Origin of the sequence: Streptomyces africanus (assembly GCF_002150735.1) — a bacterium.
Taxonomy (GTDB): domain Bacteria; phylum Actinomycetota; class Actinomycetes; order Streptomycetales; family Streptomycetaceae; genus Streptomyces; species Streptomyces africanus.
Genome location: NZ_MUKA01000229.1, coordinates 1 through 23,515 on the forward strand (window position 1 = coordinate 1; position 23,515 = coordinate 23,515).

Genomic DNA, 23,515 nt, shown 5'->3' on the forward strand with positions numbered 1-23,515 from the left:
GGCACGCGCGCGTGCCCTGCCGACGAGGGTCATGCGCGCTCCCTGAGCTGTCGGCGGAGGATCTTGCCGGAGGCCGCCCGGGGGACGCCGTCGATGAAGGTGACGTGCCGGATCCGCTTGTAGGGGGCCACGCGCTCGGCGACGTACATCATGATCTCCGCCTCGGACAGGTCGGTGCGGTCCGGCCGGCGGACCACGTAGGCGTGCGGGATCTCGTTGCCGTCGTCGTCGTACACGCCGATGACGGCCGCGTCGGCGATGCCCGGGTGGGTGAGCAGCAGGGCCTCCAGCTCGGCGGGGGCCACCTGGAAGCCCTTGTACTTGATGAGTTCCTTGACACGATCGACGACGAACAGCCAGCCGGCCCCGTCCACGTGCCCCACGTCACCGGTGTGCAGCCAGCCGTCGGTGTCGATCATCGCCGTGGTGGCGTCGGGGCGGCCGAGGTAGCCCTTCATGACCTGGGGGCCGCGGATGAGGATCTCGCCGGACTCGCCGGCGGGCAGGTCCTTGTCCGGGTCGTCGAGGGAGACGATGCGCATCTCGGTGCCGGCGATGAGCTTGCCGACGGTGCCGGGCGGCGCGTCGCTCATCGCGTCCAGCGGGACGACGTGCGTGCCGGGCGACAGTTCCGTCATGCCGTAGGCCTGGCCGACGGGCGGCAGGCCGAGGCGCTCGGAGCAGGCGGCGGCGAGGCGGGCGTCCAGGGGTGCGGCGGCGCTGATGACGTACTTCAGGGACGACAGGTCGTACTGCGCGACGGCCGGGTGCTTGGCGAGGGCCAGCACGATCGGCGGGGCCACGTACAGGGCGGTGATGCGGTGGTTCTGGATGGCCGCGAGGAACTGCTCCAGGTCGAAGCGCGGCAGGACGACGACGGTGGCACCCTGCCTCAGGGGCGCGTTCATCAGGGCCGTGAGGCCGTATATGTGGAAGAAGGGCAGCACCGCCAGGACACGGTCGCCCGGGCCCGCGGGTACCGCCGGGTGGAGCTGCGCGAGGTTGGTGGCGATCTGCCGGTGCGTGAGCATCACGCCCTTGGGCGTGCCGGTGGTCCCGGAGGAGTACGGCAGGGCCGCCACGTCCTCCACGGGGTCGAAGGCGACCTGCGGCTCGGGTGCGGCACAGGCCAGCATGTCGATCAGGGAGCGGTGTCCGGTCGCGCTGTCGCACACGAAGATCTCGTGTACGCCGCCCGCGAGTTCGGCGGCCCGGCGGGCGATGTCCAGCAGCGGTGAGACGGTGATGATCCAGCGGGCCGCCGAGTCCGTCAGCTGCTTGGCGAACTCCTGGGCGGTGGCGAGCGGGTGCACGGTCGTGACGGTGGCGCCCGCGCGCGTGGCGGCGTAGAACGCGGTCGGGAAGGCGATGGTGTTGGGGCTGTGCAGGGCCAGAACATCGCCCTTGCGGACCCCGGCATCGGCGAGGGCGGCGGCGACGCGCCGGTGGAACCGGTCCACCTGCTCGTACGAGAGGGTGGTGCCGTCGGTGCCGTCGATCAGCGCCGGGATGTCGCCGAACTCCGCGGCCCGGGCCAGGACGGCGTCGTGGATGGGCAGGTCGACGGGCGGGACGTCGGCGTACTCGCTGCGGAACATGGTTCCTCCTCGCGCGCGGGCCGTCTCAGTACGACTTGGGCAGGCCCAGGGTCTGGTGGGAGACGTAGTTGAGAATCATCTCCCGGCTCACCGGGGCGATACGAGCCACGCGCGAGGCCGTTATCAGCGAGGCGAGACCGAACTCGCGGGTGAGGCCGTTGCCGCCGAGGGTGTGCACGGCCTGGTCCACTGCCTTCACACAGGCCTCCCCCGCCGCGTACTTCGCCATGTTGGCGGCCTCGCCGGCGCCCGTGTCGTCGCCCGCGTCGTAGAGGGCGGCGGCCTTCTGCATCATCAGGCGCGCGAGTTCGAGGTCGATGTGCGCCTGGGCCAGGGGGTGGGCGATGGCCTGGTGGGCGCCGATGGGGGTGTTCCAGACCTGTCGGTCCCGGGCGTACTCGACGGCTTTCGCGAGGGCGTGGCGGCCCATGCCGATCGCGAAGGCGGCCGTCATGATGCGCTCGGGGTTGAGGCCGGCGAAGAGCTGGAGGAGCCCTGCGTCCTCGTCGCCGACGAGCGCGTCGGCGGGCAGCCGTACGTCGTCCAGCGTCAGTTCGAACTGCTTCTCGGCGGCGGCCAGTTCCATGTCGATGGGGCGGCGGGTGAAGCCGGGGGCGTCGCGCGGGACGATGAAGAGGCAGGGCTTGAGGCGGCCGGTGCGGGCGTCCTCCGTGCGGCCCACGACGAGGGTCGCGTCCGCGAGGTCGACGCCGGAGATGAAGACCTTGCGGCCGGTGAGGATCCAGTCGTCGCCGTCTTTTCGTGCCGTGGTCGTGATGCGGTGGCTGTTGGAGCCGGCGTCGGGTTCGGTGATGCCGAAGGCCATGAGGCGGGTGCCGTCGGCCAGGGCGGGGAGCCAGTGTTGTTTCTGGGCGTCCGTGCCGAAGCGGGCTATTACCGTGCCGCAGATGGCTGGTGAGACGACCAGCATCAGAAGGGGGCAGCCTGCGGCGCCGAGTTCCTCGAGGACGATGGAGAGTTCGGAGATGCCGCCGCCTCCACCGCCGTATGCCTCCGGCAGGTTGACGCCGAGGTAGCCGAGCTTGGCCGCCTCGGACCAGAGTGCTTCGCGGTCGTAGGCGCGGCCGTGGCGTTTGCCGAGTGCGGCGACGGCCGATCGGAGGGCCTTGTGCTCGTCGGTTTCGATCGTGGGCATGTGACTCCTTCGTCGTGGCTGGTCGCGCAGTTCCCCGCGCCCCTAAAGGGCCGCCGTCACCACCGCCAGGAGCGCCCCCGGCTCTACCTGTTGTCCGGGCACGACGCACAACTCACTCAGCGTTCCCGTGGCCGGTGCCGTGATTTTGTGCTGCATCTTCATCGCCTCGAGCCAGAGGAGGGGGGCTCCCGCCTTTACGGGCGTGCCTGCCGTCAGACCCTCGGCCACTCGGACGACCGTTCCCGGCATGGGGGCCAGGAGGGAGCCTGGGGCGTGCTGGGTCGTCGGGTCGGGGAAGCGGGGCAACGCCGTCAGGGCCGTGTTGTTCACGTGGATCCGGTCGCCGTAGCGCGCCACCTCGAACTTGCGCCGCACTCCGTCCACTTCGAGGACCACGAGGTGCGCGTCCGCGTGTACCACCCGTACGCCGTCCGCCTCCAGGCCCGTGCGCGTGTGCCGGTACTGGACCTCGTATTCCTGCCCGGCCATGGCGTAGCGCTTGGTCTGGGGCTGTGAGGGGACGTTGCGCCAGCCGCCGAAGCGGGAGCGGCCGTGGGCGTCGGCGAGGGCGGCGGCCAGGGGGGCGTGCGGGTCGGGGGACGGCTCGGTCAGGTCCGGCAGGTGGCGGTCGTAGAAGCCGGTGTCCATGCGGGCCGCGGTGAACTCCGGGTGGCGTAGGGAGCGGACCAGGAGGTCGCGGTTGGTGACGGGGCCGTGGATCACGGCCCGTTCCAGGGCGGAGGCGAGCGTGCGGACGGCCTCCGCGCGCGTGGGGGCGTGGGCCACGGCCTTGGCGAGCAGGGGGTCGTAGTGGACGCCGATGTCGTCGCCGTCGGTGTAGCCGGTGTCGAGGCGGATGCCCTCGGGCAGGGCGAGGCGGTGCAGGCGGCCGGTCTGCGGGGACCAGTCGCGGGACGGGTCCTCGGCGTAGAGGCGGGCCTCCACGGCGTGGCCACGCGCGCGTGGAGGGGTGCTGTCGAGGGCGTGGCCTTCGGCGATGCGGATCTGCTCGGCGACCAGATCGAGGCCGAAGACCGCTTCCGTCACGGGGTGTTCGACCTGGAGGCGGGTGTTCATCTCCAGGAAGTGGGCCCGGCCGTCGGCGACGAGGAACTCGACCGTGCCGGCGCCCACGTAGTCGACGGCTCGCGCGGCCCGTACGGCGAGGGCGCTCAGCTCCTCCTGGAGTTCCCCGGCCAGGCCGGGGGCGGGGGCCTCCTCGACGACCTTCTGGTGGCGGCGCTGGAGGGAGCAGTCGCGGGTGCCGAGCGGCCAGACGGTGCCGTGGGTGTCGGCGAGGATCTGCACCTCGACGTGGCGGCCGTTCTCCACGTACGCCTCGACGAAGACCTCGCCGTCGCCGAAGGCACTCGCGGCCTCGGCGCGGGCGGCGGCCAACTCGGCGTCCAGGTCCGCCAGGTGCCGTACGACGCGCATGCCGCGTCCGCCGCCGCCCGCCGCCGCCTTCACCAGGACCGGCAGGTCGGCCTCGGTGACGTCGGTGAGGGGCTTCAGTCCCATCAGCCGCTTGGCGCGGGTCTTGGACGCCATCGCCTCGATGGCCTCCGGGGGCGGCCCGATCCAGACCAGGCCCGCGTCCAGGACGGCCCGGGCGAAGCCGGCGTTCTCGGAGAGGAAGCCGTAGCCGGGGTGCACGGCGTCCGCGCCGGCCGCGAGGGCGGCCTTCACGATGAGGTCGCCGCGCAGGTAGGTGTCGGCGGGCGTCTCCCCCGGCAGTCGTACGCTCGCGTCGGCCACGCGCGCGTGGAGCGCGTGCGCGTCGGCGTCCGAGTGCACGGCGACCGTGCGGATGCCCAGCTCGCGGCAGGTGCGGAAGACGCGGCAGGCTATCTCGCCCCGGTTGGCGACGAGCACAGAAGTGATCACTGGAGGTTTCCTCACATCCGGAAGACGCCGAAGCCGCCGCGCGCACCCTCGTAGGGGGCGGTGTGGAGGGCGGAGAGGCACAGGCCGAGGACGGTGCGGGTGTCGCGCGGGTCGATGACCCCGTCGTCGTACAGACGCCCGGACAGGAACATCGGCAGCGACTCTGACTCGATCTGCTGCTCCACCATGGCGCGCAGCGCGGCGTCCGCCTCCTCGTCGTACGGCTGCCCCTTCGCCGCCGCCGACTGGCGGGCGACGATCGACAGCACGCCCGCGAGCTGCTGCGGGCCCATCACGGCCGACTTGGCGCTGGGCCAGGCGAAGAGGAAACGCGGGTCGTAGGCCCGGCCGCACATGCCGTAGTGGCCGGCGCCGTAGGAGGCGCCCATGAGGACCGAGAGGTGCGGGACGCGGCTGTTGCTGACCGCGTTGATCATCATCGCGCCGTGTTTGATGATGCCGCCCTGCTCGTACTCCTTGCCGACCATGTAGCCGGTGGTGTTGTGCAGGAAGAGCAGCGGGATGTCGCGCTGGTTGGCGAGCTGGATGAACTGGGCGGCCTTCTGGGACTCCTCGCTGAAGAGGACGCCCTGGGCGTTGGCCAGGATGCCGATCGGATAGCCGTGGAGCGCGGCCCAGCCGGTGGTCAGGCTCGTCCCGTACAGCGGCTTGAACTCGTCGAAGTCGGAGGCGTCGACGACACGGGCGATGACCTCGCGCGGGTCGAAGGGGCTCTTGAGGTCGCCGGGGACGACGCCGAGGAGTTCCTCGGCGTCGTACTTGGGCGGCTCGGCCGGGCCGGGATCGCCGTACGCCTTGCGGTGGTTGAGGCGGGCGACCACGCGGCGGGCCTGCCGGAGCGCGTCGTGCTCGTCGACGGCGAAGTGGTCGGCGAGGCCCGACACGCGCGCGTGCATCCCGGCGCCGCCCAGGGACTCGTCGTCGCTCTCCTCCCCGGTGGCCATCTTCACCAGCGGCGGACCGCCGAGGAACACCTTCGCCCGCTCCTTGACCATGATCACGTGATCGGACATGCCGGGGATGTAGGCGCCTCCGGCGGTGGAGTTGCCGAAGACGACCGCGAGGGTGGGGATTCCGGCGGCGGACAGCCGGGTCAGGTCGCGGAAGATGGCGCCCCCGGGGATGAAGATCTCCTTCTGCGACGGCAGGTCGGCGCCGCCGGACTCCACCAGGCTGATGCAGGGCAGCCGGTTGGCGAGGGCGATGTCGTTCGCGCGCAGGGCCTTCTTCAGCGACCAGGGGTTGCTCGCACCACCCCGCACGGTCGGGTCGTTGGCCGTGATCAGGCACTCCACTCCCTCGACGACACCGATGCCGGTGACGAGGGAGGCGCCCACGGTGTAGTCGCTGCCCCAGGCGGCCAGCGGGGACAGCTCCAGGAAGGGCGTGTCGGGGTCGAGGAGCAGCTCGATGCGTTCGCGGGCGAGGAGTTTGCCGCGTTTGCGGTGCCGCTCGACGTACTTCTCGCCGCCGCCCGCGAGGGCCTTGGCGTGCTCGGCGTCGAGTTCGGCGAGCTTGGCGAGCATGGTCTCGCGGTTGGCCCGGTACTCGGGGCCGCTCGGGTCGAGCGCGGAGGTCAGGACGGTCACAGGAGGGCCTCCGGTAGGTCCAGGTGGCGGGAGCGCAGCCATTCGCCGAGGGCCTTGGCCTGCGGGTCGAAGCGGTGCTGTGCGGCGACGCCCGCGCCGAGGATTCCTTCGACGACGAAGTTGAGGGCGCGGAGGTTGGGCAGGACGTGCCGCGTGACCTTCAGCGGCCGGCTCTCGGGGATCAGCTCCCGGAACCGGTCGGCCGTCAGCTCGTGCGCGAGCCAGCGCCAGGCGTCGTCCGTGCGGGCCCAGACACCGACGTTGGCGTTGCCGCCCTTGTCGCCGCTGCGGGCGCCCGCGACGAGGCCGAGAGGGGCATGCCGGGTGGGGCCGGGCGGCAGCGGCTCGGGCAGCGCGGGTTCCGGCACGTCGTCGAGTACGAGGACGTCCTGGGGCGGCGGCACCGGGACCCGGCGCCCGTCGTGGAGGACGGCCACATGGTCGACGGCACCATGGGGGACGTACACATCCTCGAAGACCCCATAGGGCGAGCCCTTTCCGGGTGGTGCCAGCACATGGAAGCCGGGGTAGCTCGCGAGCGCCAGCTCCACGGCCGCCCCGCTCAGGGCCCGCCCGACGACCTCCTGGTCGGGGTCCCGTACGACGAGCCGCAGCAACGCGCTCGCCGTCTCCTCGCTCGGGGCGTCGGGCCGGTCGGTGCGGACCAGCTCCCAGCGCACGTCGGCGGCCTTGCCGAGGGCGGGTTCCAGCTGCTCCCGCACCAGGGCGGCCTTGGCCTCGACGTCGAGGCCGGTGAGCACGAAGACGACCTCGTTGCGGAAGCCGCCGAGCCTGTTGAGCCCGACCTTGAGGGTGGGCGGCGGCGCCTGACCGCGCACGCCCTCGATCCGCACCCGGTCGGGCCCGTCCTGGGCGAGCCGCACGGTGTCGAGCCGGGCGGTGACGTCCGGCCCCGCGTACCGGGCGCCGGCCGTCTCGTACAGCAACTGGGCGGTGACCGTGCCGACGTCGACGAAGCCGCCGGTGCCGGGGTGCTTGGTGATGACGCAGCTGCCGTCCTCGTGGAGCTCGGCGAGCGGGAAGCCGGGCCGGCGGACGTCGCCGTCCCCGAAGAAGGCGTAGTTGCCGCCGGTGGCCTGCGCCCCGCACTCCAGCACATGCCCGGCGACGACGGCCCCCGCGAGCCGGTCGTGGTCCGTCTCCCGCCACCCGAAGTGGGCGGCGGCCGGCCCGGTGACGAGTGCCGCGTCCGTCACCCGCCCGGTGACGACGACGTCGGCGCCGGCCCGCAGACAGGCCGCGATCCCGAAGCCCCCGAGGTAGGCGTGGGCGGCGAGGCTGCCGGGGTGGGCGGCGGTGAGGTCGTCGCCCTCCACATGGGCGACGCGCACGGGGATGCCGAGCCGGTCGGCCAAGTGCCGTACGGCGTCGGCGAGTCCGGCCGGGTTGAGCCCGCCGGCGTTGGTGACGATCCGCACGCCCCGCTCGTGCGCGAGCCCCAGGCAGTCCTCCACCTGCCGCAGAAAGGTGCGGGCGTATCCGGCGCCGGGGTCCTTCAGCCGGTCCCGGCCGAGGATGAGCATCGTCAGCTCGGCGAGGTAGTCGCCGGTGAGGACCTCCAGGTCGCCGCCCGTGAGCATCTCGCGCATGGCGTCGAAGCGGTCGCCGTAGAAACCGGAGGCGTTGCCGATCCGGAGGGTCACGGTGCGGCCCCTTTCGGGGGGCGACCGGTGCCCGGCGGCCCCGCGAAGGCCTGGGCGATGTCCAGCCAGCGGTCGGCGTCGGGGCCGTCGGCGCGCAGGGCGAGGTCGGCGCGGTGGGCGCGCTGGGTGACCAGGAGGCAGAAGTCGAGGGCGGGCCCGGTGACGCGTTGCGGGGCGTCCTCCGGCCCGTACGCCCACACGTCACCGGAGGGCGAGTCGAGTGCGACGCGGAAGGGCTCGGCGGGCGGAGTCAGCCCGTGCACTCCGTAGGCGAAGTCCCGGGTCCGCACCCCGAGCCAGGCCACATGCCGCAGCCGGTCGGTGGGTGGGCGCACCACACCGAGGGTGTCGGCCACGTCCTGGCCGTGGGCCCAGGTCTCCATGAGGCGGGCCGTCGCCATGGAGGCGGCCGACATGGGTGGGCCGTACCAGGGGAAGCGCGCCTTGGGCGGGGCGGCCCGCAGCGCCTCCTGCAGCGCCGTGCGGCCGTCGCGCCAGCGCGCGAGCAGCTCGGCGGGCGGGAGTCCGGCGTCCTCCTCGGCACCCTCGTCGACGAAGGAGCCCGGCGCGGCGAGGGCCTTCTCGACCAGGGTCCGGAAGCCGTCGGCGTCCGTGACGGCGAGCAGGGCCGAGCGGTCCGTCCAGGCGAGGTGGGCGATCTGGTGGGCGACGGTCCAGCCGGGCGCGGGGGTGGGGAGCGCCCAGCCCTGCGTGCTCAACCCGGCGACGAGGCGGTCGAGTTCCTCGCTCTCCTCGCGCAGGTCGTCGATCACGGACGTCGGATCGGACACGGGCGCTCCCCTCGGGGCACGGCGGCGTGCGGGTTCGGTGCGGGGTGGTGCGGCGTGCTGAGGAGCATGGCAGCGGAGCCAGAAACAATCAAGCGTGCTTGCATGAATCTGCGAGATGGCCGAAAGCCTGTGCTCCGGCGGCGCGATCAATACACTCTGGGACGCGCTCGTTCACTGGTCGCGCATGTCACGCATCGGGGGAGACACAAGGATGAGCAACTGGAACCCGGGTGGGCAGCCGCCGCCCTACGGTCCGCACGGCGGCCAGCCGTACCCGCCGCCTCCACCCGGCCCCTATGGGCCGCCGCAACAGCCGCCGGGCGCCGGCGGTGGCTATCCGCCCCATGTGCCGCACCCCTACACCCCCCACCCGATGCCACCGCAGGCGCCGCCGCCCGGCCCCTTCACGCGGCTGCGGCGGCGGATCGGCCCGATCCACACCGCGCGCCGGGTCTTCAAGCCGTCCCGGCCGGACCTCGTCGAGGATCCCTTCATCGCGCGTATGCAGAAGATCCGTACCCTCGTGGGGCTCGGCGCGGTGGTGTGGGTGTCGGTGTCCTACAAGATCGCCCGCTCCGTCGAGGACGTCGCGAGCGATCGCTTCTCGCAGTCGTGGATCAGCGTGCTGGTGCTGTCCGTGACGCTTCCGGTGGTCGTGGGCGTCCTGACGGCCCTGACGGCTCCGCCGGCCCGCCGGGACCTCCTGCGCCGGGCCGCGAAGTCGTTCGGCGCGATCGTGGCCCTCATCGCCGGGGTCGCCGTCTTCCCGGCGTCCGTGCTCACCGGCATCCTCGACGGGAAGCTCGCGACCAACCCGGTGATGACCGTGGTCACTTGGGTGATCATCGTGTTCACCCTGGTGTGGGTGACACCGTTCATCTTCTGGGGCATCGGCCTGGCGCTGATCCATGTGTTCCGCACGGCCGACATCCACCAGACCATGCCGCCGCTGCTCGCCATGACGCTGGTCTGGGAGATGGCGCTGATCGACGTCGCCACCGGGGCGTATGCGGGCGTGCCGGGGCCGGTGCGGGCGGTGTTCGTGCTCGGGGCCCCGCTGTCGGTGACCGCGGTCGGGTTGTGGGAGCTGCGGCGGCTGCGGGTGCATTACGGGATCTCGGTGCGGGGGGTGCTGGTGCGCTAGGCCGGGCACCCCTCAGGCCTGTGGGCGCTCCGACCTGGCCACCACGTTGGCGACCTCGTCCGGGTGTCCGATCCGGCCCAGCGGGACGCCTGCGGCGAACTGCGCCTTGGTGAGGGGTGTGTCTCCCGCGGCCACGGCGTCGAGTCCGGGCGTGTCGACGGTGCCCGGGGAGATCGCGTTGCCCCGGACCCAGCCAGGCCCGCGACGCCCTCGCCGCCTGGCGCGACGAGCACACCTCCCGCCTCCGCGACCGCTTCCGGCGAGCCGTCGACGAAGGCGACCTGCCCGCCGGCAGCGACCCCGGCCTGCTCGCCCGCTACGCGGGTGGCCGACATAACCCTGCGGAGCCGGCCGGCTGCCTGACGGCCGGCTACCGCACGCGGGACTGCTGCGGAGTGTGAGCGCGCAGGGCTTCTGCGAACCACGTGAACACCGGCGCCAGACTGGGCGGTACGGGCCATCCGTTGATGACGGCCAGCAGGTGCCAGTAGCGCTCCGCGCGGGGTTCGCCGGCGATCTCCAGGCGCGTCAGCAGCCAGCGGCGCAAGTCGGCGTCGTCGGCGCGGCTGAAGGTGTGCGCGTAACGGGCGGTGAGGGCGTCGACGATGGGTGCCGCCTCGGCCGAGGCCGGAGCGATGCCGGCATCGAGCGCGCGGCCGACGCTGTCGCGGACGGTCTCGGTGAGGTCGTGGTGCAAGCCGGTGACGTCGCCCTGGGCGCGCTCGGCTGCCTGGTACTCGGCCATGCGGCGGGCGGCGGCGCGGAAGTCGGGGTCCTGGGTGAGTTCGGCGAGTTCCACCCAGGCATCGACCTGCTCGGGCTCGGGGTCGTCCGGCAGTTCGGGCATGGCCGAGCGCATCATGTCGACGAAGTCGGGGTTGGCGTCGAACCCGCCGAAGGTGTCGTCGATGAAGTCGGTGATGAGGCGTCGGCGTTCCTCGTCGGAGAGCTTGGCAAGCTTGTGCATGAGGTCCATTTCTTCCGGGGTGGAGCCTCGTTTGGCCACCGCTCGCAGCACCGCGCGCCGCAGTCGGAGGGTGCGGATCTGCACCTCCAGGGCGTCGGCGTGCGCGGCCGCGACCTCGGGCACCGAGACCTCCCGGTCCAGCACCTGCCGGATGGCAGCGAGGTCGAGCCCCAGGTCACGCAGGGTGCGCACCAGGTCCAGACGCGCCAGTGCGCCGATGTCGTAGAGACGGTAGCCAGCCGGGCTGCGGTCCGTCGGCGGCACGATCCCGGTGTCGGAGTAGAACCGAATGGTCTTGACCGTCAGCCCGGTCCGCCGGGCCAGGGCCCCGATCGTGAAGAGCGTGTCGCCGTCCATGCCTGCACCTTCGCGCCTCCCCCTACGGGAGACTCAAGCCCTGTCTCCCCGCCGACTTCAGCCGTCGATGTCGAGCGCCGTCCCGTACAGCCGGTCCACGTGCAGCCGGACGACCACCCGGCGTTCGGCCACCAACTGCTCCAGGAACGCGCCTTCGTCCTCCGGCCTGGCCTCCTCCGGGATGATCCCGAGCAGTTCCCGCCCGACCTCGTCGCCGGGAACCGTCGTGACGTCGGAAACCTCCGCCTCGCCCTCCGCGACGGCGAACGACCACACGTCACCGCCCTGCACATGCAGCGCCGCCCGCGGATTGTGGCGCAGCTGCCGGACCTTGACGCGGTCGGCCGTCGTCGAGAACCGCACGATCCGGGCCTCGGGGTCCCAGCTGTAGACCATGGTGGTCAGATGGGGCCGGCCGTTGCGCTTGACGGTGGCGAGCGTGCCGAACTGCTGCTTGCCGAGCAGGCCGGAGAGGGCTTCGTCGGACAGGGGGCGGGGTGCGGGGCCTTGAGTCATGACCAGGTCAACTTCACGGCCCGCACGGAAATTTCACGGCCCGCGTCCGCTCGTCGTTAGGGTGGCTCGACGTGGGGGCCGACATGGACATGGAGAACGGGATGGTGACCGTCCCGCCCGGGTCGGTGACGCTGTCCGACCGGCGGACGCAGCGGAGTTGGACGGTCGAGGTCCCGTCGTTCCGGATGTCGGCGTTCCCCGTCACTCAGGCCTGGTACGCCCGGGTCACCGGTGAGCGGCCGAGTGCCGTTCATGGTGAGCGGCTGCCCGTCGAGGGCGTGTCGTGGTGGGACGCTGTCCGGTTCTGCAACGCGCTGTCCAGGGCGGAGGGGCTGACGCCCGTGTATCGCCTGAGCGATGACTCCGAGCCGGTCGGCCGGGACGCCTCCGGCGACGGGTACCGGCTGCCGACCGAGGCCGAGTGGGAACACGCCTGCCGGGCCGGCACCAGCGGGCCGCGGTACGGACGGCTCGACGAGATCGCCTGGTACCGCGGCACCTCACAGGAACGGATCCGCCCCGTGGGCGGCAAGCAGCCCAACGCGTGGGGCCTCTACGACATGCTGGGCAATGTCTGGGAGTGGTGCTGGGACGTCTACGACGCCGAGGTCTACGGCACCTACCGGGTGCTGCGCGGCGGCGGCTGGGCCGACGAGCACTGGAGTTGCCGTGCCTCCGTACGGCGCCGCAGTCATCCGACGTTCCGGATCGACGACGTGGGGTTCCGCGTGGCGCGCGGGCAGCGGGCAGCGGGTAGCGGGTAGCGGGCGCAGTGAACGCGTCGCGGCGCTCTAGCCCTCCAGACCCGTACCCTCCAGCGCCGCCGTCTTCCGTGGGTCGCGGCCCCGGCCGACCTGGGTCCGTACCGCTCCCATGCTCGCCGCGATGACGAGGGCGATCGCGGCGGCCTGCGTGGTGGTCAGGGTCTGGTCGAGGAGGAGGAAGCCGGCCGTCGCGGCGATGGCCGGTTCCAGGCTCATGAGGACCGCGAAGGTGGAGGCGGGCAGGCGGCGCAGGGCGAGGAGTTCGAGGGTGTAGGGCAGGACCGAGGAGAGCAGGGCCACCGCCGCGCCGAGGCCCAGCGTCACCGGGTCGAGCAGCTTCGTGCCCGACTCGGCGATGCCCAGGGGCAGGAACAGCACCGCCCCCACCGCCATCGCCAGTGCCAGGCCGTCCGCCTGAGGGAAGCGGCGGCCCGTACGGGCGCTGAAGATGATGTAGGTCGCCCACATGGCGCCGGCACCCAGGGCGAAGCCCGCCCCTACGGGGTCGAGGCCGCTGAAGCCTCCGCCGCCGAGGAGGAAGACACCGGCGAGGGCGAGTGCCGCCCAGACGACGTTGATCGCGCGGCGGGACGCCAGGACCGAGAGGGCGAGCGGGCCGAGGACCTCCAGGGTGACCGCGGGGCCCAGCGGGATGCGGGCGACGGCCTGGTAGAAGAGGCCGTTCATGGCGGCCATGGTGATGCCGAAGACGACGACCGTGCCCCAGTCGGTGCGTGAGTGGCCGCGCAGGCGCGGCCGGCAGACCACCAGCAGGACGGCCGCCGCCACGAACAGCCGCAGCGCCACGACCCCGAGGGCCCCCGCCCTCGGCATCAGCATCACCGCCAGCGCGCCGCCGAACTGCACCGAGATCCCGCCCGCGAACACCAGGCCCACCGGCCCGAGGGAGCCCAGCCGGCCGGGCCGGCCCGGTCCTGCGGCCGGTGCGCCGGCGGCGGCGGTCGTCGCGGACGGGGGCGTGGTGGCGGTGTCCGGAGTGGTCACGGGCGGTCCTGTGCTCGGCTGCGTACCTCCATCCTGATGCACGCTTTCATGCAACAGGATGTACTTCGAAGTCCAGAGTAATGGACTCGGCCAGGCGCGTAAACCGCTTATGCCACTGTCTTGGAATGCGGGCCGTCAGCGGCGGGCCAGGTACAGGTTCAGCGCCTTGTACAGCAGCCGGTTGATCGGGAAGTCCCACTCGCCGAGGTACTCGACGGCCTCGCCGCCCGTGCCCACCTTGAACCGGAGCAGGCCCAGCAGGTGGCTGGACTCCTCCAGCGTGTCCGTGATGCCCCGCAGGTCGTAGACGGCGGCGCCGAGTTCATGGGCGTCCGTCATCATGCGCCACTGCACGGCGCTGCTCGGCTGGACCTCGCGCCGCCGGCTCGTGGAGGCGCCGTAGGAGTACCAGACGTGGTCGCCGACGGTCAGCATCGTCGCGGCGGCGAGCGCCTCGCCGTCGTGGTACGCGAGGTAGAGCCGCATCCGGTCCGGGTGCTCGGCGGTGAGCGCGCTCCACATGCGCTGGAAGTAGGGCAGCGGGCGCGGGAGGAACCGGTCGCGCTCGGCGGTCTCGGAGTACAGCTCGTGGAAGGCCGGCAGATCCTCGTAGCCGCCGCGTACGACCTTCACGCCGGCCTTCTCCGCCTTGCTGATGTTGCGCCGCCACTGCTGGTTCAGGCCGCCGCGGATGTCCTCCAGCGACCGTCCGGCGAACGGCACCTGGAAGACGTACCGGGGCTGTCCCGCGGCGAAGCCGTCCTCGCCGCCGGGTTCGGTCTGCCGCCAGCCCATGCGGCGCAGGGTGTCCGCGACCTGGCCGGCACGAGGTTCGAACGACGTCGCCCGCACGTCGCGCAGGCGCCGGGCGGCCGGGTCCGCGATCGCGGCCTTGACCGCCTCGGCGCTCCAGCGGCGCACCACGACCGGCGGGCCCATCCGCACCGCGAAGGCGCCCCGGCTCGCGAGGTGGGCGACCATCGGCTCCAGCAGCTGGTCGAGGCCGGGCTCGTGCCAGTCGATCAGCGGGCCCTCCGGCAGGTACGCCAGGTACCGCGGCAGTCCGGGCAGCTTCGGCCCGGGCAGCGGGCGCAGCAGCACCAGTCCCGCGCCGGCGAGCTGCCCGGCTCCGTCGAACCAGCCGAGGCTCTCCGCCCGCCAGTCGGGCTTCACCTCGCCCCAGGAGGGGATCTGGGTGTGGCTGGCGGAGGGGCGGGCCGCGACGAACGCGAGATGCTCGTCACGGGTGATCTGCTGGACGCGGACGCTCATGCGCGGGCTCCTTCGAGTGGCTGGTGCCGAGAGCCTAGGAGCGGCTTCGCCCCTGCCCCGGCTCAGACACTCGGGTCGGCCCGTGCCGTGGCCCGAACGCCTCAAGCGCGGGCCTGAAGGGGCAGTCGGTGTCAGCCGTCCCCCTCCAGCGCCGCCGCCAGCACCTCCGCCAGGTGCCTGCCCCGCACGCCCGCCAGCTGCTCCAGCTGCGTGCGGCAGGAGAAGCCGTCCGCCAGGACCACCGTGCCGTCGGGGGCCTCCAGTACCGACGGCAGGAGCTGTTCCTGCGCGCATGCGGTGGACACCTCGTAGTGGCCCTTCTCGAAGCCGAAGTTCCCCGCGAGGCCGCAGCAGCCGCCGCTCAGTTCGCCGGTGAGCAGCGCGGCCCGGCGCAGCCGGCGGTCGGCGGCGTCGCCCAGCACCGCGTGCTGGTGGCAGTGGGTCTGGCCGGCCACCGGGCGGTCGACGCGCGGTGGTGTCCAGCCGGGGGCGTGGCGTTCCAGTGTCTCCGCGAAGGTGAGGACCTTGGCGGCGAGGCGGGCGGCGCGCGGGTCGTCGTGCAGCAGCTCGGGGACGTCCGTGCGCAGGGCCGCCGCGCAGCTCGGCTCCAGGACCACGACCGGGGCGTCGGTCTCCAGCACCGGTTCCATCAGGTCGAGCGTGCGGCGCATGACCGCTCGGGCGCGGTCCAGCTGCCCCGTCGACACATACGTCAGCCCGCAGCAGACGTGCCCCCGCCCCCGCAGCAGGGACAGCGGGTCGAGGGCGACCGTCCTGCCGTCGCCCACCGGCGGTTTCTCCAGACGCACGGTCGGCGGCAGCGCCACCCGCAGCCCGGCCGCCTCCAGCACCCGCACGGCGGCCCGCCCCACGGAGGGCGAGAGGTACTCGGTGAAGGTGTCGGGCCACAGCACGACCAGGTCGCCCCGCACGCAGGCCCGGCGCCGCTCCCACCACCGGCTGAACGTCCGTGTCGCCACCCGGGGGATCTCCCGCTCGGGGGCGATCCCGCCCAGCCGTTTCGCCGCCCGCGCCAGAGGCCGCAGCCGCGCCAGGGCGTTGACCAGCCGCGCCGTGCGCGTACGGGTCACGGCACGGAGCCACACGGGCAGCCGGCCCATGGCGTAGTGCGCGGCCGGGCGGCGCCGGCCGGCGTAGTGGTGGTGGAGGAACTCCGCCTTGTACGTGGCCATGTCCACCTCCACCGGGCAGTCCGACCGGCAGCCCTTGCAGGACAGACACAGGTCGAGGGCGTCCCGCACCTCCGTGGAGCGCCACCCGTCGCTCACCAGCTCACCGGCGAGCATCTCGTGCAGCAGCCGGGCCCGCCCGCGCGTGGAGTGCTCCTCGGCGCCGGTCGCCCGGAAGGACGGGCACATGACGCCCGAGCCGGACACCGACGTCGTACGGCACTTGGCGACGCCCACGCAGCGCCGCACCGCCGCCGAGAAGTCACCGCCGTCGGACGGGTAGCCGAAGGCGACGTCGACGGGCTCGCGGGGGAGGACGGAGAAGCGCAGGCCGGCGTCCAGGGGCGCGGGGCGGACCAGCATGCCGGGGTTGAGCAGGTCGTCCGGGTCCCACACCCCCTTCACCCGCTCGAACAGGCCGACCATCTCGGGCCCGTACATCTTCGGCAGCAGCTCCGCCCGCGCCTGCCCGTCGCCGTGCTCCCCGGACAGCGAACCGCCGTGGGTCACCACCAGCTCCGCGAGCTCCTCCGAGAAGCGGCGGAACCGGGCGATGCCGGGCTCCGTCAGCAGGTCGAAGTCGATCCGGACGTGGATGCAGCCGTCCCCGAAGTGCCCGTACGGCGTGCCGCGCAGCCCGTGGGCGGCCAGCAGCGCCCGGAAGTCCCGCAGATACGCCCCGAGCCTGGCGGGCGGCACCGCGCAGTCCTCCCAGCCGGGCCAGGCCTCCGTCCCGTCCGGCATCCGGGTCGCCGTACCGCTCGCGTCCTCCCGGATCCGCCACAGCGCGCGCTGCCCCGCCGGGTCGGTGACCACCAGCGCGTCCAGGACATCGGCCGCCCGCACGATCGTCTCCGCACGCGCGCGTGCCTCCCCGGCCGACTCCCCGCCGGTCTCCACGAACAGCCAGGCCCCGCCCCGCGGCAGCGCGGCCGGGGACGGCACCAGGTCGGCCGCCATGCCCTCCACCGTCAGCGGTCCGAACGGCAGCAGTCCGGCCGCCGCCTCCGCCGCCGCGCTCTCGTCGGCGTAGCCGAGCACGGCCAGCGCACGCGCGCGTGGTGCCTCGACCAGGCCTACGACCGCCTCCGTCAGCACGCCCAGCGTGCCCTCGGAACCGCAGAAGGAGCGGGCCACGTCGGCACCCCGCTCGGGCAGCAGGGCGTCCAGCGCGTACCCGGAGATACGGCGGGGCAGCTCCGGGAAGCCGGTGCGCAGCCGGGCCAGTTCGCCGTCCACCAGCTCCCGCAGGCCGTCCGGCGCGCCGGCCCCGTCCCGCCCGAGCCGCAGCCGCCGCCCGCGCGCGGTGATCACGTCCAGCTCGCGCACACTGTCCGCGGTCGTCCCCCAGGCCACCGAGTGCGAGCCGCACGAGTTGTTGCCGATCATGCCGCCGAGCGTGCACCGGCTGTGGGTGGAGGGGTCGGGCCCGAAGCGCAGCCCGTGCGGGGCCGCCGCTTCCTGGAGCCGGTCGAGCACCAGCCCCGGCTGCACGACGGCCGTACGCGCCTCGGGGTCCAGGGTGACCAGCCGGTTCATGTGCCGGGTGAAGTCCAGGACGACACCGGCACCGGTGGCCTGCCCCGCGATGGACGTGCCCCCGCCGCGGGCGACGACGGGCACGCCGTGCTCCCGGCAGACGGCCAGCACCGCGGCCACGTCGTCGGCGTCCACGGGGGCGACGACCCCGTGAGGGACCCTCCGGTAGTTGGACGCGTCCATGGTGACCAGCGCCCGGGAGGTGACGTCGAACCCGACCTCGCCCCGGACGGCCGCCCGCAATTCCGCTTCAAGTTCGGACATGCCGCCACTCATGTCTGCGCTCATGCCCCCACTCAACACCGTCTCACCCGACGGACGACGTTTCGCCCGCGTTTCGGGAAGCGACTACGCTCCCCTCCGTGGCTGAGATCCGGATTCCCTCTGACATCAAGCCCGCGGACGGTCGTTTCGGCGCGGGTCCCTCCAAGGTGCGGACGGAGGCGCTGGACGCCCTCGCCGCCAGCGGCACGTCCCTCATGGGCACCTCCCACCGTCAGGCCCCTGTCAAGAACCTGGTCGGCAAGGTGCGTGAGGGCATCCGTGAGCTGTTCCAGCTCCCCGACGGGTACGAGGTGGTCCTCGGCAACGGCGGCTCCACCGCGTTCTGGGACATCGCGACGCACGGCCTGATCGAGAACAAGTCGCAGCACCTCAGCTTCGGCGAGTTCTCCTCCAAGTTCGCCAAGGCCGCCAAGCTCGCGCCCTGGCTGGCCGAGCCGGACGTCCTCTCCAGTGACCCGGGCACGCACCCCGAGCCGGTCGCCGAGGCGGGCGTCGACGTGTACGCCTTCACCCACAACGAGACCTCGACCGGTGTCGCCATGCCGATCAAGCGCGTGGCCGGCGCCGACGAAGGCTCCCTGGTCCTCGTGGACGCCACCTCCGGCGCCGGCGGCCTGCCCGTCGACATCGCCGAGACGGACGTCTACTACTTCGCCCCGCAGAAGTCCTTCGCCTCCGACGGCGGCCTGTGGATCGGCGTCTTCTCCCCGGCCGCGATCGAGCGCGCGGAGCGCGTCCACGCGTCCGGCCGGCACGTCCCGGAGTTCTTCTCGCTGCCGACGGCGATCGACAACTCCCGCAAGAACCAGACGTACAACACCCCCGGCCTCGCCACCCTGTTCCTCCTCAACGAGCAGCTGGAGTGGATCAACGGCCAGGGCGGCCTGGACTGGTCGGTGCGCCGCACCGCCACGTCCGCGCGGACGCTGTACGGCTGGGCCGAGGACGTCAAGTTCGCGAACCCGTTCGTCACCGACCCGGCCAAGCGGTCCCAGGTCATCGGCACGATCGACTTCACGGACGAGGTGGACGCCGCCGCCGTCGCCAAGGTCCTGCGCGCCAACGGCATCGTCGACACCGAGCCCTACCGCAAGCTCGGCCGCAACCAGCTGCGCGTCGCGATGTTCCCGGCGATCGACCCGGCGGACATCGAGGCCCTGACGAAGTGCGTCGACTACGTGATCGAGAAGCTCTGACCTTCTCCCGCAGACGATGAGGGGCGCCCGGCACGTGCCGGGCGTCCCTCACGTCATGTCAGGCGATGCTCACGCGAGCGCGCTCAGAGACCGGACCCCAGGATCCCGCGCAGTGTGTTGCCGACCGTCGCGACGGCCGACTGGCCCGTGCTCGGCGTCTTGCCCGCCGTGGCCTGCGGCTTCGGGTCGGGCAGCTTCTTGCAGACCGCGTCGGCCACGCCGCTGCCGTGCGGCACCTTGCCGCTGGTGAGGTAGGTCGCCAGGTACTTGTCGAGGCAGGCGTTGCCGCTCAGGCTGATGCCGTGGTTGCCGCCGCCCTGCTCCACCACCAGGCTGGAGCCCTTCAGCAGGCGGTGCACGGTGACACCGCCCTGGTACGGGGTGGCCGCGTCGTCCGTCGCCTGGAACAGCAGCACCGGCGGGAGCTTGGTGTTGGCGACGTTCACCGGCTTCAGCGTCTTGGTCGGCCAGAACGCGCACGGCGCGTTGTACCAGGCGTTGTTCCAGGCCATGAACGGCGCCTTCTCGTACACCGCCCAGTTGTCCTTGCGCCACTGCTTCCAGTCGCGCGGCCAGGACGCGTCACGGCACTGCACCGCGGTGTAGACGCTGTAGCCGTTGTCGCCGGAGGCGTCGATGGCGGCGATGTTGTCGTACGCCTTGACCAGCGCGGCGGTGTCCTTCTTGTTGACGTACGCCGCGAACGTCTGGGCGAGGGTGGGCCAGTAGGCGTTGTTGTAGCCGCCGGGTATGAAGATGTCCTCCAGCTCGGAGGCGCCCACCTTGCCGCCCGCCGGCTTCTTGGCCAGGGCCGCCCGCATGGCGTACCACTTGGCCTCGACCTTCTTCGGGTCGGTGCCGAGCTTGTACGTGGAGTCGTACTTGGCGATCCACGCCATGAGGGCCTTGTGGCGCTTGTCGAAGGCGTAGTCCTGCTGGATGTTGTCCTCGTACCAGACCCCGGTCGGGTCGACGATCGAGTCCAGCACCAGGCGCCGCACCCGCTCGGGGAACAGCTTGGCGTAGACCGAGCCGAGGTAGGTGCCGTACGAGTAGCCGAAGTAGTTGATCTTCTTGGCGCCGAGGGCCTTGCGGATCGAGTCCATGTCCTTCACGGCGCTGACCGTGTTGATGTACGGCAGGACGTTCGCGTACTTCTTGCCGCAGGCCTGGGCGAAGGACTTGGCGCGGTCGAGGTTGGCCTTCTCCAGCGCGGGCGTGCTGGGCACGGAGTCGGGGCGCACCGGGTCGAAGTAGCCCGGCTTGCAGTCCAGGGCGGGCTGGCTCTTGCCCACGCCGCGCGGGTCGAAGCCGATGACGTCGTACTGGGCGGCGACCTCCTTCGGCAGGGACGACGCGACGAAACCGGCCAGCGACAGGCCACTGCCGCCGGGGCCGCCGGGGTTGACCAGCAGCGGGCCCTGGTACGTCGTGGCGGTGTGCGGCACGCGGGACAGCGCCAGCGTGATCTGCTTCCCCTGCGGCTTGGCGTAGTCGAGCGGCACCTTCACCGACGCGCACTGGAGCGTCGGGGAGTCCTCCGTGCCGCACTTCTTCCAGGTGACCTTCGCGGCCTGGGCGGTGGTCGCGGAGTGCGGCGCGCTGGCGCTGGCGGGAACGGCGGTGAGCGTCCCGGCCAGGACGACGGTCGCGCCGCACAGGACGGCTGCGCTTCTTCTCATGGAGTTCTCTCAGAACGGTGAGGGGGGTCAGGACCGCGTGTCACGCGGTCCGTGCCGCATCGTTTCGGAAGAGCACGCCATGCACGTACGTATTCGACCAAGACTTGACCGAATCGAGTCATCCCAAGCGCCCAAACCCACTGAAATCAGGGGTTGTTGGACTTTCGCGAACACACGCGGGAAAGGCGCGGGAGGCGACGAGAGGGGCGCCCGGAATACCCGAGCGCCCCTGGCCGGTCAGGAGCCGATGAAGGGCTGGAGGAGTCCTGTGTTCCGGTCCTGTCCTCCCTTCTCCTCCTCACCGCCGCACCGGGTCTCCGTCGTGGTGTTCCGGGGCCCGAACAGGACGGTCCAGAAGATCTCTTCGAGGCCTTGCCGCTGATCGCTGGTCGTTTGGCACGCAAAACGAGGGCCATCTCCAGGGACCGGCAGCGCAGCGGTGTCAGCCGCTACGGGTGCGGCGGAGGTCAGGGCTGCTGCGAGGACGATGACAGCCGCACCAGCCGAGTGGGCGAGGGATCGGGGCATACAGTGCAATCGCGGAGATTTCATGATCACACATTGAGCGGAAAAGCGTCCGGGAGGAAGGCTGACGGCCCTTCGGCCGGGCAACTCAACCCGATTGTGCGATCCAGCGAGGGGGCTCGGGCCGGCGGGCATGGAAAAAGGCCACGTCAGAACGGTCAGGGGCCTCGGTGAACCGGATGAGCCATTAGGCGTAGAGGGCTGGGACGGGAAGCTCACGTCGTCCGGCGGGTGGAGGGCTGGGGAGGCAGCATCACGTCCCCACTGCGCTTGAGCCGCTGCCAGGGCAGCCGGTAGCCGTTGAGCGCGGTCAGGCAGGCCTGGGTCAGGACCAGGTACATCACCTGGCGGTAGACGACCTGCTGGAGGGGAAGCGCCCACAGGGGCCGGAGCCTCTCGCCGTCGAGACGGAAGGCGTACCCGGCGCAGACGGCCTGCACCGCCAGCACGCCGCCCCAGGCCAGCGCGGTGATGCGCGGGTTGCCGAACACCAGGCCGTAGACGGCCAGGATGTCGATCAGCGGGGCGAGCAGCGGGGTGAAGATCTGGAAGACGGCCAGCAAGGGCAGACCGAGGCGGCCGAAGTGGCCCGCGTGGCCATGCTCGAACAGCGCGTGTCGGTGCTTCCACGTGGCCTGCATCGTGCCGTAGCTCCATCGGTAGCGCTGGCGCCACAGCTGCCGCAGCGAGGACGGTGCCTCGGTCCAGGCGAGTGCGTCCGGCGCGTAGCGGACCTCCCACCCGGCCCGGTGCAGGGCCATGGTGATGTCGGTGTCCTCGGCGAGGGTGTCCGCGCTCATCATCCCGGCGTCCCGCAGGGCCTCGGCGCGGAACGCCCCCACGGCACCGGGGATGGTGGGCAGGCAGCGCAGCAGGTCGTACACGCGGCGGTCGAGGTTGAAGCCCATGACGTACTCGATGTGCTGCCACCGGCCGAGCAGCCGCCGGCGGTTGCCGACCTTGGCATTGCCCGCGACGGCGCCGACTCCGGGGTCGGCGAACGGCTGGACGAGGCGGCCGACGGTCGAGGGGGCGAAGACGGTGTCGGCGTCCAGCATGACGACGATGTCGTGGGAGGCCCGCAGGACGCCGGTGTTGAGGGCGGAGGGCTTGCCGCCGTTGGGCTGCCGGATGACGGTGACGTTGTCGAGGGCGAGCGACTGTGCGAGGTCGGCGGTGTCGTCACTGGATCCGTCGTCCACGACGATGATCTCGACGGGGTGGTCGCTCGCGGCGAGGGAGCGGAGCGTCTTGGCGATGCACAGCTCCTCGTTGTAGGCGGGTACGACGACACTGACGGGCCGGGTGACCCGCCCGGCCCGGTCGCTGTGGGGGCGCCGTTGGCGGCGGGCGTGGTGACGGGCCAGGACGAGCAGGAGCACACAGCGCGCGAGGACGAGTGAACCGACCACCAGCAGCAGCACCGTGACGGCCGACACCGCCGCCCCCGACACGGTCACGGCGGCCACGAAGACGCGGCCGCTCCACCGGTCCGCCGTGTCGACGGGGCGAGTGAAACTGTCGGTGCCGACGAGATCGGCGAGGGTGGTGAAGCGGTAGCCCTGGGCCTTCAGCCGGGGGATCAGGGTCTTGAGGGCTTCGACCGTCTGTGATCTGTCCCCTCCCGCGTCGTGAAGGAGGACGACAGCGCCCCGGCCCGGCACTCTCGGGGTGGCCGCGTCGGCGATGGCCCGGGCGCCCGGCCGCCGCCAGTCGTTGGTGTCCTGGTCGATGAACGCCAGGACGTAGCCCTTCTCCCCCAGGTGCCGGGCCACGGACCACGCCTTGTCGTCGAGGGCGGAGGGGACCGAGGAGTAGGGCATCCGCATCAGCGAGGTGTTGATGCCCGCGGCCCCCGCGAGGGCGAGTTGGGTCAGCGCCAGCTCACGGTCGGCCTCGCTCGCGGACCGGGTGGCCAGGTCCGGGTGGGAGAAGGTGTGCACGCCGATCTCGTGGCCGGAGCGGACCACGCTGCGCAGGACTCCCGGGTGCCGGGCGGTCTGCTGCCCGGTGACGAAGAAGGTGCCGGGCGTGCCGTAGTGGTCGAGGACGGCCCGGATGCGGGGCGTCCAGGTGGGGTCGGGGCCGTCGTCGAAGGTCAGGACGATGGTCTTGTCCGGTGTGCGGTACGTCCGCTGGTGATCGTCGGTGGTGTCGACGACGGGGCCGCCGCCGGCGATCCTGCGCGGGACGCCGGTGGCCGGTCGTCCGGCGCGCGCTTCCTGGTCACCGGCGAAGCCCCGGGTGGTGTACCCCTCGACGAGGAGGACCGAGGCGACGAAGGCCAGCAGGACGAGGGGAACGACGATGCGGAAGCGGTGCCGCGGCGACAGGGGTGCTTGCCTCCGCCGCGGCACCGCTTCCGCA

Annotated in this window: 17 protein-coding genes; 3 read left to right on the plus strand and 14 right to left on the minus strand. The window is 72.2% G+C overall.

What is annotated here, in order from left to right; all coding sequences use genetic code 11:
• Nucleotides 1-29: 29 nt before the first annotated feature.
• The 6 genes from CCL05_RS26805 to CCL05_RS26830 are packed head-to-tail and all read right to left on the minus strand — an operon-like array spanning nt 30 to nt 8,706.
• Nucleotides 30-1,598: a 4-coumarate--CoA ligase family protein gene (locus tag CCL05_RS26805; protein WP_086563060.1), complete on the minus strand. Its 1,569-nt coding sequence runs from the start codon at nt 1,596-1,598 to the stop codon at nt 30-32.
• Between the two features lie 25 nt (nt 1,599-1,623).
• The gene (locus tag CCL05_RS26810; RefSeq protein ID WP_086563061.1) at nt 1,624-2,754 is read right to left on the minus strand and encodes an acyl-CoA dehydrogenase family protein; all 1,131 of its coding nucleotides are present in this window, start codon (nt 2,752-2,754) and stop codon (nt 1,624-1,626) included.
• 42 nt (nt 2,755-2,796) lie between these two features.
• Entirely contained in the window at nt 2,797-4,641 is a 1,845-nt protein-coding gene (locus CCL05_RS26815; RefSeq protein WP_086563062.1) for an acetyl/propionyl/methylcrotonyl-CoA carboxylase subunit alpha, read from the minus strand.
• Nucleotides 4,642-4,652: 11 nt separating this feature from the next.
• Nucleotides 4,653-6,251 carry an acyl-CoA carboxylase subunit beta gene (locus CCL05_RS26820; RefSeq protein ID WP_086563063.1) on the minus strand — a complete coding sequence of 533 codons (1,599 nt, stop codon included), beginning with the start codon at nt 6,249-6,251 and terminating at the stop codon, nt 4,653-4,655.
• The gene (locus CCL05_RS26825) at nt 6,248-7,861 is read right to left on the minus strand and encodes an acyclic terpene utilization AtuA family protein (RefSeq protein WP_244204430.1); all 1,614 of its coding nucleotides are present in this window, start codon (nt 7,859-7,861) and stop codon (nt 6,248-6,250) included. The genes CCL05_RS26820 and CCL05_RS26825 overlap by 4 nt, the downstream gene beginning before the upstream one ends.
• A gap of 50 nt (nt 7,862-7,911) precedes the next feature.
• Nucleotides 7,912-8,706, minus strand: coding sequence for a TIGR03084 family metal-binding protein (locus CCL05_RS26830; protein WP_086563065.1), 795 nt, complete (start codon nt 8,704-8,706; stop codon nt 7,912-7,914).
• 211 nt (nt 8,707-8,917) lie between these two features.
• Between CCL05_RS26830 and CCL05_RS26835 the strand changes: the two genes are divergently transcribed.
• The gene (locus tag CCL05_RS26835) at nt 8,918-9,850 is read left to right on the plus strand and encodes a hypothetical protein (RefSeq protein ID WP_244204428.1); all 933 of its coding nucleotides are present in this window, start codon (nt 8,918-8,920) and stop codon (nt 9,848-9,850) included.
• A 12-nt stretch (nt 9,851-9,862) separates the two neighbouring features.
• On the opposite strand, the gene CCL05_RS44140 is transcribed toward CCL05_RS26835, so the two are convergent.
• The 3 genes from CCL05_RS44140 to CCL05_RS26850 form a co-directional block, all read right to left on the minus strand.
• Nucleotides 9,863-10,024, minus strand: coding sequence for a hypothetical protein (locus tag CCL05_RS44140; RefSeq protein ID WP_107400519.1), 162 nt, complete (start codon nt 10,022-10,024; stop codon nt 9,863-9,865).
• A gap of 196 nt (nt 10,025-10,220) precedes the next feature.
• Nucleotides 10,221-11,174, minus strand: coding sequence for a MerR family transcriptional regulator (locus CCL05_RS26845; RefSeq protein ID WP_086563067.1), 954 nt, complete (start codon nt 11,172-11,174; stop codon nt 10,221-10,223).
• Nucleotides 11,175-11,231: 57 nt separating this feature from the next.
• A complete protein-coding gene (locus tag CCL05_RS26850; protein ID WP_086563068.1) occupies nt 11,232-11,690 on the minus strand; it encodes a pyridoxamine 5'-phosphate oxidase family protein in 459 nt (152 codons plus the stop codon).
• A 101-nt stretch (nt 11,691-11,791) separates the two neighbouring features.
• On the opposite strand from CCL05_RS26850, the gene CCL05_RS26855 reads away from it, so the two are divergent.
• A complete protein-coding gene (locus CCL05_RS26855) occupies nt 11,792-12,454 on the plus strand; it encodes a formylglycine-generating enzyme family protein (RefSeq protein WP_107400520.1) in 663 nt (220 codons plus the stop codon).
• A gap of 27 nt (nt 12,455-12,481) precedes the next feature.
• Here the strand turns inward: CCL05_RS26855 and CCL05_RS26860 are convergent, their stop codons facing one another.
• The 3 genes from CCL05_RS26860 to CCL05_RS26870 all read right to left on the minus strand — a co-directional run bounded on the left by CCL05_RS26860 (nt 12,482) and on the right by CCL05_RS26870 (nt 17,724).
• Entirely contained in the window at nt 12,482-13,459 is a 978-nt protein-coding gene (locus tag CCL05_RS26860) for an EamA family transporter (protein WP_086563069.1), read from the minus strand.
• 135 nt (nt 13,460-13,594) lie between these two features.
• Nucleotides 13,595-14,731 carry a lipid II:glycine glycyltransferase FemX gene (locus tag CCL05_RS26865; protein WP_086563070.1) on the minus strand — a complete coding sequence of 379 codons (1,137 nt, stop codon included), beginning with the start codon at nt 14,729-14,731 and terminating at the stop codon, nt 13,595-13,597.
• A 131-nt stretch (nt 14,732-14,862) separates the two neighbouring features.
• On the minus strand, nt 14,863-17,724 hold the full coding sequence (locus tag CCL05_RS26870; protein ID WP_086563071.1) for an FAD-binding and (Fe-S)-binding domain-containing protein: 2,862 nt from the start codon (nt 17,722-17,724) through the stop codon (nt 14,863-14,865).
• Nucleotides 17,725-17,822: 98 nt separating this feature from the next.
• Between CCL05_RS26870 and serC the strand changes: the two genes are divergently transcribed.
• The gene (serC, locus tag CCL05_RS26875) at nt 17,823-18,941 is read left to right on the plus strand and encodes a phosphoserine transaminase (RefSeq protein WP_086563072.1); all 1,119 of its coding nucleotides are present in this window, start codon (nt 17,823-17,825) and stop codon (nt 18,939-18,941) included.
• An 83-nt stretch (nt 18,942-19,024) separates the two neighbouring features.
• Here the strand turns inward: serC and CCL05_RS26880 are convergent, their stop codons facing one another.
• Nucleotides 19,025-20,623, minus strand: a complete 1,599-nt coding sequence (locus CCL05_RS26880) for an alpha/beta hydrolase (RefSeq protein WP_086563073.1) — start codon at nt 20,621-20,623, stop codon at nt 19,025-19,027.
• A 740-nt stretch (nt 20,624-21,363) separates the two neighbouring features.
• A complete protein-coding gene (locus tag CCL05_RS26890) occupies nt 21,364-23,505 on the minus strand; it encodes a bifunctional polysaccharide deacetylase/glycosyltransferase family 2 protein (protein WP_086563075.1) in 2,142 nt (713 codons plus the stop codon).
• Between the last annotated feature and the right edge of the window lie 10 nt (nt 23,506-23,515).

Coding starts and splice junctions, on each gene's coding strand:
- CCL05_RS26870 (WP_086563071.1), bottom strand. CDS start 17,724: ATGTCCGAACTTGAAGCGGAATTGCGGGCGGCCGTCCGGGGCGAGGTC.
- CCL05_RS26805 (WP_086563060.1), bottom strand. CDS start 1,598: ATGTTCCGCAGCGAGTACGCCGACGTCCCGCCCGTCGACCTGCCCATC.
- CCL05_RS26880 (WP_086563073.1), bottom strand. CDS start 20,623: ATGAGAAGAAGCGCAGCCGTCCTGTGCGGCGCGACCGTCGTCCTGGCC.
- CCL05_RS26845 (WP_086563067.1), bottom strand. CDS start 11,174: ATGGACGGCGACACGCTCTTCACGATCGGGGCCCTGGCCCGGCGGACC.
- CCL05_RS26855 (WP_107400520.1), top strand. CDS start 11,792: ATGGTGACCGTCCCGCCCGGGTCGGTGACGCTGTCCGACCGGCGGACG.
- CCL05_RS26835 (WP_244204428.1), top strand. CDS start 8,918: ATGAGCAACTGGAACCCGGGTGGGCAGCCGCCGCCCTACGGTCCGCAC.
- CCL05_RS26825 (WP_244204430.1), bottom strand. CDS start 7,861: ATGCGCGAGATGCTCACGGGCGGCGACCTGGAGGTCCTCACCGGCGAC.
- CCL05_RS26810 (WP_086563061.1), bottom strand. CDS start 2,754: ATGCCCACGATCGAAACCGACGAGCACAAGGCCCTCCGATCGGCCGTC.
- CCL05_RS26850 (WP_086563068.1), bottom strand. CDS start 11,690: ATGACTCAAGGCCCCGCACCCCGCCCCCTGTCCGACGAAGCCCTCTCC.
- CCL05_RS26865 (WP_086563070.1), bottom strand. CDS start 14,731: ATGAGCGTCCGCGTCCAGCAGATCACCCGTGACGAGCATCTCGCGTTC.